Below are 12,944 nucleotides of genomic sequence, written 5' to 3' on the forward strand. Positions count from 1 at the left end.
CTTATGTCCAGTATCGCCGCGCTTTCCCCGTCAACCTCCCTGCAACCTGAGTCCAGTTGGCACTTCTTTCGGCTGCTGTCGAGCGGCGCGTTAACACCCGGTCGGGCGTGGCAAAATCCAGGCTACCGCTTCAAGTTCATACTGCGTTCATTGAGTACCCCGCATATGACCGGCAAGCTACTGGACCGTCTGGCGAAACAACCACATTTAATGCAGATTCTGGACGTACAGCCCGGCCTACCGTGCCGTCTGCACCGTCCGTGGTTATCCATTCACACCGATCCCCAGCAGACGATCGAGGCATTAAGCTGGCACTATCAGCAACTGCTAAGCCATCTGCCTGAGGGTGTGACGCAAGGATATCTTTCGCCACACGGCGCACTACTGGCGACGCTCAACGGCAAAGAGGGTCAGCAATACGCTATACGCCTGAACGCGGATGCCATGCAGGATAAAGAAGGTGAAGCAACGCTAACGTTTCGCGATGAAAACAACACCGTGTTGGCTGAGCTGACCTTTACGTTATGTCAGTTCAACGGGGTGAATACGTTTTATATTGGGGGTTTGCAGGGGGCGAAGGCGCATGTTCCGCACCAGCTTATTCAGACGGCAACAAAAGCCTGCCACGGCCTGTTCCCGAAAAGGCTTGTGGTCGATGCGCTGTTAACGCTGACCGCACCGCTGTCGGTAGAACACGTGCGTGCCGTCAGTAACGAGACGCATATCTATCGCAGCATTCGCTATCGTCGCAAAAAGCGCGACAAGCTGCATGCCGATTACAACAGCTTCTGGGAATCGCTCAGCGCAACGGTAGACAACAAAGGTGAGTACGTGCTTCCGCTGGCGCTGCCGCGTAAGACCATGGAAGAGATTGCCAGCAAAAAACGCGCGGAGTACCGCCGCCGCTACGAGCTGCTGGATACGCTCCAGCAGCAGATTTTGCAGGCCACCACACTCTAATCCGCTTTCCCGCGCGCCAGCCAGACGACGCGGGAAAACATTTTCTTCAGTAAAGGCGGTACGGCTTCCGTTCCTCGTCGACCCGCCTCCATGGCCACTTCAATCGCCAGATCAGGCTTCGACGAACGATGGATGGCCTTGGTAATCACCCGGCGCATGTTCATTGGGATATTTTCCGGCAATTGGGCAACGCGATGGTAAACACTGGAAAAACCCTGCTTATACATAAAGTGTTCCATATCCAGTGCTGGCAGCGTGGTCAGGTGATGATGTTCCTGATCCCGGTCGTTGTTGAGTAAACCGCGCACGGTGGCGGCGTACTTCTTCCCGGCCTCATCACCGTCGACCAGCACATGCCATTCAATGCCCATTCGCCGAGCAAACTTGATAAGCGGTTTTAATCCCGACTGGGCAAACTCAATAACTTTCACCCCTTCAGCATCAAAGTGATGACCACACTGGCGCGCCAGTTCGTTAATCACCCAGGTCTCCGTCTCTCCTTCCACCAGCAGCCAGCAGCGGGCAAACAGCGATGAGGCGCGGTTAAAGCGGATATGGAAGGAGATGCGGCGGCTGTCTTCAGCGCTCATTCCTTCCGGCCCTAAACGCCAGGCGGAAACGCGGGACGATTCGCGCACCAGACGGCAGACGTACTGCATCGGGGTCAGCGACAGCAGTTCGCCGGAATTGGTGGTTGCAATACGCTGCAAAGGCAGCAGGTTCAGCAGACTCCAGGCCACGGAGAGCATAATCGGATGCAGACGGGTTTCCGGGTCTTCCACCAGCAGCAGCGGACGAGCGTCTTTATCCAGCCTGACGGTTCCTTTCGCCTGCAATAAGGTGGCGAACATACCCAACAGGATCACCCGATGATTGCGAGCGCCGGGTTTGTCGATCATCCGGTTGATCAGATCAAGATAGCGCCAGCTACGCTGCTCGTCGTGAGAACGGCGGCGCATCAGGCGTTGAATCGCCGGGCCAGAGCCTTGTTCCGAGAAGTAGTGTTCCAGCAGTTGCCCCATCGCTGAGAGCCCCTGGCGGATTTGCCCATCGCTCAGGTTTTGCGGGCTGGTGACCAGCTCACGTGATAGATAATCCAGCTGGCGGGCGGTAATCTCGACATCCGGCACGTTCGGCACCGTGCCGTTACGGATACGGCGCATAAAGCGCGCATCGCGCAGTCGCAGCACCGGCATCAGGCGAATCAGTTCGCGCGCGCAGGCATCAATATCATCCAGCTCCAGCGCCTGACCGTCGCTGTCGATAAAGCTACGCAACGTGAGTACGCTGCCGTCGGCGGCTAGCTCACCTTCCAGGCGATAGAAAATGCGCTGATAGCCGTCAGGGCACAGCGACCAACAGCCAGTGAGGCCACGGTAGCGACGCCCACGATAGCGCCCCGGCTCGTTCTCACGAAAGGTCAGAATGATGTGCAGATGGTGCTCACGCCCCTGAACGTCGCCGGGCGGGAACCAAAAATCGTTGCGAACAAAGTGGTACAGCCCTTCATGCGGGGAAAGCAGCAGCGTCAATGCATCCAGCAGACTCGACTTCCCCCAGGCGTTTTCGCCGATTAAGACATTATTGTGTTCCAGCATTAACGACAAACGGTTAATGCCGCGAAACCCTGCAATCTCGGTGCGCTCAAGAAGCATAACTCCTCCGTAACACGATACGCCTGCTCTCCTTTCATTCTCGCAGTATAGCGGCATGAAAGGGCATTGACATCCGCTCATTCCCTTACTTTCAGGCAGAAGGCATCGTCATTAACCGTACAAAGTAATAAAGTGCGCTCGCCATCACTCTTCGCGATTATTCCTAAAATAATGCACTACACTCTGAATTAATGAAAAGATTGCTTAAGGATTAACACCACATTGTTTTGCATCAAAGTTCGCGTATTTATTTAACTGGTTAAGGGATGAGGTTAGTTTTTAAAATAACGCTGACTATACCCGCCATTCAATTCAGGCCGGTGTAAATTCAGTCGTCATCCTTTATGACGATGATATTTTCAATTCGAGGTGGTTATGTTTAGAAAATTGGCTGCAGAGTGCTTTGGCACCTTCTGGCTGGTATTTGGTGGTTGCGGCAGTGCGGTTCTGGCTGCCGCATTCCCAGAGTTAGGGATTGGCTTTGCGGGTGTGGCGCTGGCGTTCGGTTTAACCGTTCTCACCATGGCTTTTGCAGTAGGGCACATTTCTGGCGGCCATTTTAACCCGGCAGTGACGCTGGGCCTTTGGGCGGGCGGTCGTTTCCCGGCTAAAGATGTTATCGGCTATATCATTGCCCAGGTTGTGGGCGGGATTATTGCTGCGGCTATTCTGTATCTCATCGCCAGCGGTAAAGCAGGCTTTGATGCAGCGGCCAGCGGCTTTGCTTCTAACGGCTACGGCGAACACTCACCGGGCGGTTACTCCATGCTGTCCGCTATCGTGATTGAAATCGTGCTGACCTGCGGCTTCCTGCTGGTTATCCACGGTGCAACCGATAAAAATGCACCAGCGGGCTTCGCCCCAATTGCTATCGGTCTGGCACTGACCCTGATTCACCTGATCAGCATTCCAGTGACGAACACCTCTGTTAACCCAGCGCGTAGTACCGCGGTGGCTATCTTCCAGGGCGGTTGGGCGTTGAACCAGCTGTGGCTCTTCTGGGTCATGCCAATTATCGGCGGTATCCTCGGTGGTCTGATTTATCGCACCCTGCTGGAAAAGAAATAATACGGCTGTAGCCCTGACGAGGCGCTCAGGCGCCGACGACGGATAAGAAAGACCCGGCTTTGTCGGGTCTTTCTTTTTTCGTGGCTTTACTCAGTATGGGCTTTTCGGTAGTGTCTGTGCGCTATTTCAACACTGCAAGGAACTGAGCACGTCATGTTATCGGGATTGCTAATCATTCTGGTGCCACTCATTATCGGCTACCTTATCCCCCTTACCCACCGCAGCGCGCTGCAGTTAATCAACCGTCTGCTAAGCTGGATTGTTTATCTTATTCTCTTCTTTATGGGGATCAGTCTGGCATTCCTGGATAATCTGGCGGACAACCTGTTAGCTATTTTCCACTATTCTGCTATTAGTATTGTGGTTATTTTAGCGTGTAATACGCTAGCGCTGATGTGGCTTGAAAAAGTGCGTCCGTGGGGGCATCCGCACCATCAGGAAAAATTACCGTCCCGCGTTGCCATGGCGCTGGAATCATTAAAACTGTGCTTTGTTGTGATTGCCGGTTTCGTGGTTGGGCTAAGTGGTTTTGCTTTTTTACAGCATGCCACCGACGCCAGCGAATATACGCTTATCTTCCTCCTGTTCCTTGTAGGTATTCAGCTGAGAAATAGTGGTATGACGCTGCGGCAAATAATTCTCAACCGTCGCGGCATGCTAATTGCGCTGGTGGTGGTCGCAAGTTCGATGGTGGCCGGGGTGATTAACGCTTTTCTGCTCGGACTACCGATTAAAACCGGAATGGCGATGGCTTCTGGATTCGGCTGGTATTCGCTCTCAGGTATTCTTCTGACTGATGCTTATGGCCCGGTGATTGGCAGCGCCACCTTCTTTAATGACCTCGCGCGCGAGCTGCTCGCGATCATGCTGATTCCCGGTCTGGTTCGCCGCAGCCGTTCAACAGCGCTGGGGCTGTGCGGGGCAACGTCAATGGACTTTACCCTGCCGGTGCTACAACGTTCCGGCGGCGTGGAAATGGTGCCACCTGCCATCGTCCACGGCTTCCTGCTGAGTCTGCTGGTTCCTCTGATGATGGCCTTCTTCACCGCCTGATACCTCTATGGCGGTAGCCCCGGCTGCCGCCAAAATTGCGCTAAATCAACCTCCCTTTAAGTTGCACCAGAAATCCCTTTTCAAGGCTTAGCACCAGGCTTACTCTTAAACATGTATATTAAATATAACTTTAAAAGGTGTGACCATGTTTTGTGTGCAATGTGAACAAACCATCCGTACTCCGGCAGGGAACGGCTGCTCTTATGCACAGGGTATGTGCGGTAAGACCGCTGAAACATCCGATCTGCAGGATCTGCTGATTGCGTCCCTGCAAGGTCTGTCCGCATGGGCGGTTAAAGCTCGCGAATACGGCATTATCAGCCACGACGTCGATAACTTTGCCCCGCGCGCGTTCTTCTCTACCCTGACTAACGTTAACTTCGATTCCCCACGTATCGTTAGCTATGCCCGTGAAGCCATCGCGATGCGTGACGCGCTGAAAGCGCAGTGCCTGGCCGTTGATGCTAGCGCCACCGTTGATAACCCAATGGCTGACCTGCAGCTGGCCAGCGACGATCTGGGTGCCCTGCAACAGCAGGCTGCGGAATTCACTCCGAACAAAGATAAAGCGACCATCGGTGAGAACATTCTCGGCCTGCGTCTGCTTTGCCTGTACGGTCTGAAAGGTGCAGCAGCCTATATGGAACACGCCCACGTTCTCGGCCAGTACGACAACGACATCTACGCGCAGTATCACAAAATCATGGCGTGGCTGGGTACCTGGCCTTCCGATATGAACGCTCTGCTGGAGTGTTCAATGGAAATCGGCCAGATGAACTTCAAAGTGATGAGCATTCTGGACGCCGGTGAAACCACTAAATACGGTCACCCAACGCCAACTCAGGTCAACGTGAAAGCGACCGAAGGCAAATGTATTCTGATCTCCGGCCACGACCTGAAAGACCTTTACAACCTGCTGGAGCAAACCGAAGGCACCGGCGTTAACGTCTATACCCACGGCGAAATGCTGCCAGCACACGGCTACCCAGAGCTGCGTAAATTCAAACACCTGATCGGTAACTACGGCAGCGGCTGGCAGAACCAGCAGGTTGAATTTGCCCGCTTCCCTGGCCCAATCGTGATGACCTCTAACTGCATCATCGACCCAACCGTAGGCGCTTACGACGACCGTATCTGGACCCGTAGCATCGTCGGCTGGCCGGGCGTGAGCCACCTCGAAGGCGATAACTTCGGTCCGGTTATCGCTCAGGCACAGCAGATGGCTGGCTTCCCGTACAGCGAAATCCCACATCTGATCACCGTTGGTTTTGGCCGTCAGACCCTGCTGGGCGCAGCGGATACCCTGATTGACCTGGTGAGCCGCGAAAAACTGCGTCACATCTTCCTGGTCGGCGGCTGCGACGGTGCACGCGGTGAACGTAACTACTTCACCGATTTCGCCACCAGCGTACCGGACGACTGCCTGATCCTGACCCTGGCCTGCGGTAAATACCGTTTCAACAAGCTGGAATTCGGCGATATCGAAGGCCTGCCACGTCTGGTCGATGCTGGTCAGTGTAACGATGCTTACTCTGCCATCATCCTGGCGGTAACCCTGGCAGAAAAACTGGGCTGCGGCGTGAACGATCTGCCGCTGTCTCTGGTGCTCTCCTGGTTCGAACAGAAAGCGATTGTGATCCTGCTGACCCTGCTCTCTCTGGGCGTGAAAAACATCGTCACTGGCCCAACCGCACCAGGCTTCTTCACGCCGGACCTGCTGGCTGTCCTCAACGAGAAATTCGGTCTGCGTTCCGTGACCACCGTTGAAGAAGATATGAAGCAGCTGCTGAGCGCGTAAGGAGTAAAGAATGACGATGCCAACAAATCAGTGCCCATGGCGGATGCAGGTTCACCACATCCATCAGGAAACGCCGGACGTATGGACAATTTCGTTGCTCTGCCACGACGCTTATCCGTACCGCGCCGGGCAGTATGCACTGGTCAGCGTGCGCAACTCAGCGGATACGCTGCGTGCCTACACTATCTCCTCTACGCCGGGCGTGAGCGAATACATTACGCTGACCGTCCGCCGTATTGATGACGGTGCCGGTTCGCAGTGGCTGACCCGCGACGTGAAGCGCGGCGACTACATCTGGCTGTCCGATGCGATGGGTGAATTTACCTGTGAAGATAAAGCAGATGACAAGTTCCTGATGCTGGCCGCCGGCTGCGGCGTTACGCCGATTATGTCGATGCGTCGCTGGTTGGCGAAGTACCGTCCAGAGGCCGATGTACAGGTTATCTTTAACGTTCGCTCGCCGCAGGATGTCATTTTTGCCGAAGAGTGGCGTCAGTATCCGGTCACGCTGGTCGCGGAGAATAATGCGACCCATGGTTTTGTTTCTGGTCGACTGAGCACTGAACTGCTGAAAAGCGTGCCGGATCTGGCTTCTCGTACCGTGATGACCTGCGGCCCAGCGCCGTATATGGACATGGTTGAGAACGAGGTGAAGGCGCTTGGCGTGACGCGCTTCTTTAAAGAGAAGTTCTTCACCCCGGTGGCTGATGCAGCAACCAGCGGCCTGAAGTTCACCAAGCTACAGCCGGCGAAAACGTTCTACGCGCCGGTCGGCACCACGCTGCTGGATGCGCTGGAAAGTAACAAAGTGCCGGTAGTCGCTGCATGCCGCGCGGGCGTTTGCGGTTGCTGTAAAACCAAAGTGGTTTCCGGCGAGTATACGGTTACCAGCACCATGACGTTGACCGAGGCGGAAATCGCCGACGGCTACGTACTGGCCTGCTCCTGTCATCCGCAGGGCGATCTGGTACTGGCGTAATCTGCGCTACGATGTGAAAAGGCCACCCGGTTTTGCCGGGTGGCCTTTTTTACGTCTGTGGGTGCTATGAAGATAGCCAACACATAAAGAGTGGCGGGGATTGCTCCCCGCCAGTGCTCTTACTCGGATTCGTAAGCCGTGAAAACAGCCACCTCGGTTTGCCCCGTTTTCAGGCGTACCTCGCAGAGATCTTTCCTCGTTATCAGTACCACCAGAACAACGGTAATACAGATAATTATCAACGTGATAAATCTCCAGCTTTGCTGCTTCATGGCTAACATCTGTCAACGCAAAACAGAAGTGTCACCTTCGGTGCGAAACAGAGATGTCATGCTTTGTTTCAGAGAATGCGTTTGACCGCCTCGCTATATACTTCCGAGCGTGCTCTTTTCCCAACAGAAATCACGAAGACGACAACTTTCTCGTCTATAACCTGGTATACAAGGCGATAGCCTGAAGACCGGAGCTAAATCTTGTAACAGTCGGGCATACCACGGAGCTTGTTCGCTTCAATCCGGGGTGACTCAAGTACTTCAGCTAACTTCTTTTTCAACTGTTCACGTACCGTCGAGCCCAGCTTTCGCCATTCCTTTAGTGCCCGCTCGTCAAAATCCAGAAAATACGCCATCAGAGCTCATCCAGCGTCACACGTACTGGCTTAGGATTACGAAGCCGTTCTTTCACTATCTCCACGAGCTCAGCATCTTCATCGCTCAGGAGTGTCTGTTTGAACGGCAAGCGTTCATTGTCCGCGATATATTCAAGCATGAGACGAAGCGCTTCAGAGGGAGTTATACCCATTTTTTCAAGCGCGGCGTAAGAACGCGCTTTAAGTTCATCGTCTATACGCAGGTTAATGCTACCCATGTCTTACACCTCTTGTAATCACAAATGTCATTACAAGTATTGCACTACAACATGCTTAGAGCAAGTCACGAAGGAAGTCAGAAAAGTAGTCGTAAGAACGGTGAGCACAGTCCGCTTTGTGCCAGAAGCGGAAGTTAACTGCCTTCAATGCGTCAGAGCCCCTTTCAGGACGGTCAATACCAATACAGTTGGATATCTTATTCAGACTGCCAGTAAAGCGGTGAACCGAACGCGTCAATGTAGTAATCGATAATCGCCCGAACGTTTAGCGGAGGGTGGCGAGCATTCGGATAGATTGCCGCGATGTGCTGCGGCTCTGTTTTTATGGAGGTGTCCAGATCAGGCAGCAGCCCGACAAGCTCGCCGCTCTTCAACCTGTCTCCAATCAGCCAGTCAGGAAACAACACAATCCCCATCCCACCGAGTGCGGCAATCAGCAGCGTTTCAGCATTATTGGATGACATCAGTGGCGAGACGGGATAGTGAACCCACTCCTCTCCGTGCCTGCGCAGCAACCAGCGATTTGGTCCCGACGAGCCGCGATAGACCAGGCATTTATGACGAGCGAAATCTTCAGGTGAATCAGGCATGCCGTGCCGGCGGATGTAATCCGGTGACGCGGCAAGATGGTAGAACTGCTGGCCAAACACGCGCGCATGGAATGATGAGTCCGTCAGTGTGCCAATCCGGAAAATGACGTCAGCCGGCTCCCGGTGCGGATCGATGTAATCATCGGTCAGCGTAAGCTCAATGATGAGACCAGGATATCGTTCTGTCAGGCCGGGTAACGCTGGCGCCACATGCCGCTGTCCAAAGAACACCGGCGCGTTTATGCGGACCACTCCGGAAGGCTCAAGCGTTCTCTCGTTTAGTTCCCGCTGTGCCTCTGCGAGGCTGCCCGTCATGGCTCGCGCATAGCGGATAAAAAGATGGCCACTTTCCGTCGGCATGATAGCCCTGGTGTTGCGGTAAAAGAGCTGCTGTCCGAGCGCATCCTCCATCTGATGGATGATGCGCGATACCTGAGAGGCAGATATCCCTTCTCGGCGTGCCACTACAGAGAAATTCTGCGTTTCATAGACGTCTACAAAAATCTGCAGGGCGCGAATATTGATGTTCCCAGGTTCTTTCATTAATGCATATCCCGCACAGGTGTTTATCACATTATGGCATTTTTCTCATCTATGTTAAGTCGTAATCTTCTCCGCCTGAACAACTGGAGACTGATTGTTATGCAACTGATATTGATTTTTATCGTAATTGCAGGAGGCATGGGGCTGTCCGTAGAGGCAGGATTGCTTGGGCCATTGGGTGGAGAGGTCGGTGACCTCTGGGCCACCTTCAGCATATTTGGCGTGGGCGCCGCACTGACATTCCTGCTGATGCTTTTTTTCAGTCCTCGTAACAGCCCGTCGTTCTTTGCACAGCCTTCATGGCAGTTGCTTGGCGGTGTGCTTGGGCCGATTTACGTCATCATCCTGACCGTGGCAACGCCGGCAATCGGCATCGCCATGACTATGATAGGCATCCTGGCAGGCCAGGTCTTCAAAAGCCTGATTATTGACCACTTTGGCCTGCTCGGCACGCCGCACAGAAAAATTGACAGTAAACGCATTATTGCACTGATTTTCATCATTGGAGCGCTGGTTATGGTTGCACAAGGGTAAGGTAACATTATGACTATTATCATGATTTTTCTCGCCGTCATCGGTGGTGCTATGCTGAGTATCCAGGCGGCTATCAACAGCCAGTTGGGCAGCAAGGTCGGCGTATTCAAAAGCGCGTTTCTGACATTTTCGATAGGTGCGCTGGTGACAGGGCTGCTTATCTTTTTCTTCGAACCTAAACACGCCCTGACCCTGATGGATGTGCCTAAATGGCAACTGCTGGGTGCAATGTTTGGCGTGCCATATATCGTCATTATGGTACTGGCCGTCCAGCGCATTGGCGCTGCAATTGCCACGGTTGCCGTCATTTTGGGTCAGCTAACCATGAGCATGCTGATTGATAACTTCGGCTGGCTGGGCAATGAGCCGATTCCGTTCTCGATGAGCCGACTTGGCGCCATCGTCTGCCTGGGGATCGCACTGTTCTTTATTTACTCCAGCAGCAAGTCAAAAGCCGCACCGGCTAAAAACCCCCTGTCGCAGGCAGCCGCTAATAAATAAGTCCAGCCAGTTCTGACGACCACTTTCTAAAAAGTGCCAAAAATTTTCCTGGCACTTTTTAGCTACTACTTTGCAATGTCAAAGCTAAGTTCAGATATCCGGTGGACAAAACTTAAATGTCCGCTTTTCGCTCATAGCGGACATTAGCACAGGCTATTTACCATAAGGTCTCATTACGCGTACCGCTCAGACGGGCTGGGTGCGTTTCTGACATATCCCCGGTAAAAAAAGTAACAACCCCCCCGAAAATGAACGCCAGAAACGCGACTTAAGAATCTACCCTATGAATGGATATGCACTCAACCGAATTGATCCTGGTTTCAATCTATTTTATCGGGATCAGACTTCTTTTTAGGTAACTTCGGGGGCTTAACTTGCTGATGACTTTGCGTTCGGCGCGTAAGCCAGGGATGGTCAGCTTTAGGCTTGACATAGTATTTTGAGCGTAAATCGATACGGGCATTATCCACTCGTTCATGGACACTCTTTTCATCATCCAGTGGTATAGGCTCCGGGCCATCAACATACTTTTCCCAGCCCAGCGCTTTCCCGTCATACAGAACTTTAATTTCACCGTCAAAGTTCTCGCATACCGTAACAACCGAATGCCTAAGTCGATATCCCCGGCCCTCACTGCGTACCTGAAACGCACTGCTTTTGTACTGGAAAGTGAGATTTTTAGACAGAATGCGCTTCGCCTGTAGGCTGAAGATATAACCCAGTTCCTCTTCAGAATGGCGCACATCAAGATGAGCATTATCAGTAGTACGAGGCGACGTAGCGAACCGGTTGTTATAGGCTTCAATAAAGGTCGGCAACCATGCATTTGCTGTTTCAATATCACTGATACTCTGAAGCCGCATTTCTTTGACCAGCCTGTCCTGTAGTGTCTGATTGGCGCGCTCTACCCGCCCTTTTGCCTGCGGGCTGTTGGCATGGATTGGCTCGATGCCCAGTGTCTTTATCGCACGAGTGAACTGGGTCAGCTCACCTTCCCGCTCTGGGTTATTTACCCTGAATATACTGTGTCTATCAGAGTAGAGAGCGAGCGGTACGCCATGATCATTAAGGTAACCCCGGAGGGTTTCCATGTAAGCCCGGGTTGTTTCAGCAGGAGCGAAACGCAGCGCCATCAAAGCACTGGTGGCATCATCAATGAAAACGATCAGTGTGCATCTGGGCCTCGATTTTCAAACCAGTCATGAGGTGAGCCATCAATCTGGATCAGTTCACCGTAAGATGGTCGTCGCATGCGGCGTTGATATATACGGGCAATTTTACGACGGCGTTCACGCCATAACCCCTCTTCTATCATCCACTTTCTGAGAGTTTCAACGGATAAAGATAAACCGTGTATCTCGCGCAATTTTTCGCACGCAAATGTAGGTCCAAAATCAGCGTAGCGGCCTTTGAGGAGTGAAATTACTGTTGCTCTGAATTCGGTAGAAAAGGAATTATTAGGACGCTTTCCACGTCGGCGGGAAACCAGACCAGAAGGCCCTTCATTTCTATACCGTTGCACCAGACGTTTAACCTGCCGAATAGAAATGCCAATGCGTGCCGCAGCTTGTTCCTGAGTAATATGTCGATTAACTGACTCCTGAATAATCTGAAGTCGGTCGAGTTCCTTATGACTCATCGTAACAGTCTCTTTGATCATGAAAAATCCCCCAGAGAATTGTCTGGGGACATTTTAGAATGGTTCAAAGGGGACATTACAGCTTGGTGTTAACACATGGCTAACATCTCCTGCCTTTCGGCGGGTAAGAGGCTAGCCTGTATGTGTCGAGCATATAGGGGCCTCATTCGATTTAGAGTCGAGTGGGGCTTTTCTCTATCTACCGCAGAGCACCTGAAGCAGATAGCCTCAAGCACCCGAGCGCATTTTCACCCTTTCCTGCATCACCGTCTGCTAAGATGTCGGTCCGAATACAGACTATTGCCAGGCTGATTTCCCGCCCAGCGCATATTTGCCAGCACCGAGAAACGCAATCGCCAGCGCCGCCACAAAGAAGTACACCAGACTTTCAATCGCCCATGCCCCGGTTTTATCCAGCGCACCAGTATTTCCCAGCCCAACCATCAGCCATGCCACAACCATCGTAAACGCTAACACCAGCGCCGCCGGGCGGGTCAGTACCCCGAGGATCAGCAGGATAGGCGCAACAACCTCACCCACCAGCACACCATAGGCGATAAAGCCCGGCAGCCCTTTTGCCACCAGCATCGCGCTAATCCCGTCAACCCCATCAAACAGCTTGTGCAGCCCATGGAACAGCATCAACCCACCAACGACAAGACGCAGTAATAATTTACCAAAATCTTCATGCGACAACGTGCGGTTCACTGCCTGAAGTAACTTTATAATCATTTAAATTTTTTCCCTGTTTATCCCT

General features: G+C 52.9%; 12 protein-coding genes and 3 pseudogenes. 8 read left to right on the plus strand and 7 right to left on the minus strand.

What is annotated here, in order from left to right; translation table 11 throughout:
* The first annotated feature begins 3 nt into the window (after positions 1-3).
* Positions 4-960: a VirK/YbjX family protein gene (locus V6944_RS20895; RefSeq protein ID WP_333500352.1), complete on the plus strand. Its 957-nt coding sequence runs from the start codon at positions 4-6 to the stop codon at positions 958-960.
* On the opposite strand, the gene V6944_RS20900 is transcribed toward V6944_RS20895, so the two are convergent.
* Positions 957-2,615 carry an ATP-dependent endonuclease gene (locus V6944_RS20900; RefSeq protein ID WP_333500353.1) on the minus strand — a complete coding sequence of 553 codons (1,659 nt, stop codon included), beginning with the start codon at positions 2,613-2,615 and terminating at the stop codon, positions 957-959. The genes V6944_RS20895 and V6944_RS20900 overlap by 4 nt on opposite strands.
* A 375-nt stretch (positions 2,616-2,990) precedes the next feature.
* Between V6944_RS20900 and aqpZ the strand changes: the two genes are divergently transcribed.
* From aqpZ to hcr, 4 genes are all read left to right on the plus strand, one after another.
* Entirely contained in the window at positions 2,991-3,683 is a 693-nt protein-coding gene (gene aqpZ / locus V6944_RS20905) for an aquaporin Z (RefSeq protein WP_185666594.1), read from the plus strand.
* A gap of 153 nt (positions 3,684-3,836) precedes the next feature.
* A complete protein-coding gene (locus V6944_RS20910) occupies positions 3,837-4,736 on the plus strand; it encodes a lysine exporter LysO family protein (RefSeq protein WP_333500354.1) in 900 nt (299 codons plus the stop codon).
* A gap of 145 nt (positions 4,737-4,881) precedes the next feature.
* Positions 4,882-6,534 carry a hydroxylamine reductase gene (gene hcp, locus V6944_RS20915; protein WP_333500355.1) on the plus strand — a complete coding sequence of 551 codons (1,653 nt, stop codon included), beginning with the start codon at positions 4,882-4,884 and terminating at the stop codon, positions 6,532-6,534.
* A gap of 10 nt (positions 6,535-6,544) precedes the next feature.
* Positions 6,545-7,513, plus strand: a complete 969-nt coding sequence (gene hcr / locus V6944_RS20920; protein ID WP_333500356.1) for an NADH oxidoreductase — start codon at positions 6,545-6,547, stop codon at positions 7,511-7,513.
* A 119-nt stretch (positions 7,514-7,632) separates the two neighbouring features.
* Here hcr and V6944_RS20925 read toward each other — a convergent pair whose 3' ends face one another.
* The 3 genes and pseudogenes from V6944_RS20925 to relB form a co-directional block, all read right to left on the minus strand.
* Positions 7,633-7,785, minus strand: a complete 153-nt coding sequence (locus V6944_RS20925) for a Hok/Gef family protein (protein ID WP_333500357.1) — start codon at positions 7,783-7,785, stop codon at positions 7,633-7,635.
* A gap of 68 nt (positions 7,786-7,853) precedes the next feature.
* Positions 7,854-8,141, minus strand: a pseudogene (relE, locus tag V6944_RS20930) (type II toxin-antitoxin system mRNA interferase RelE).
* Positions 8,141-8,380: a type II toxin-antitoxin system antitoxin RelB gene (gene relB / locus V6944_RS20935; RefSeq protein ID WP_333500358.1), complete on the minus strand. Its 240-nt coding sequence runs from the start codon at positions 8,378-8,380 to the stop codon at positions 8,141-8,143. The pseudogene relE and the gene relB overlap by 1 nt, the downstream one beginning before the upstream one ends.
* A gap of 24 nt (positions 8,381-8,404) precedes the next feature.
* Here relB and V6944_RS20940 point away from each other — a divergent pair.
* Positions 8,405-8,516 (plus strand): annotated as a pseudogene (locus tag V6944_RS20940) (hypothetical protein); the annotation flags it as partial.
* Between the two features lie 61 nt (positions 8,517-8,577).
* On the opposite strand, the gene V6944_RS20945 reads toward V6944_RS20940, so the two are convergent.
* Positions 8,578-9,513: a LysR family transcriptional regulator gene (locus V6944_RS20945; RefSeq protein WP_333500359.1), complete on the minus strand. Its 936-nt coding sequence runs from the start codon at positions 9,511-9,513 to the stop codon at positions 8,578-8,580.
* Positions 9,514-9,612: 99 nt separating this feature from the next.
* On the opposite strand from V6944_RS20945, the gene V6944_RS20950 reads away from it, so the two are divergent.
* Positions 9,613-10,047 carry a DMT family transporter gene (locus V6944_RS20950; protein WP_333500392.1) on the plus strand — a complete coding sequence of 145 codons (435 nt, stop codon included), beginning with the start codon at positions 9,613-9,615 and terminating at the stop codon, positions 10,045-10,047.
* 9 nt (positions 10,048-10,056) lie between these two features.
* Positions 10,057-10,548 carry a DMT family transporter gene (locus V6944_RS20955; RefSeq protein WP_333500360.1) on the plus strand — a complete coding sequence of 164 codons (492 nt, stop codon included), beginning with the start codon at positions 10,057-10,059 and terminating at the stop codon, positions 10,546-10,548.
* Between the two features lie 320 nt (positions 10,549-10,868).
* On the opposite strand, the pseudogene V6944_RS20960 reads toward V6944_RS20955, so the two are convergent.
* Positions 10,869-12,208: pseudogene (locus V6944_RS20960) on the minus strand (ISNCY family transposase).
* Positions 12,209-12,484: 276 nt separating this feature from the next.
* A complete protein-coding gene (locus tag V6944_RS20965) occupies positions 12,485-12,919 on the minus strand; it encodes a DoxX family protein (RefSeq protein WP_333500361.1) in 435 nt (144 codons plus the stop codon).
* Between the last annotated feature and the right edge of the window lie 25 nt (positions 12,920-12,944).

Source organism: Kluyvera sp. CHPC 1.2972 (assembly GCF_036759925.1).
In the GTDB taxonomy this organism is placed as follows: domain Bacteria; phylum Pseudomonadota; class Gammaproteobacteria; order Enterobacterales; family Enterobacteriaceae; genus Kluyvera.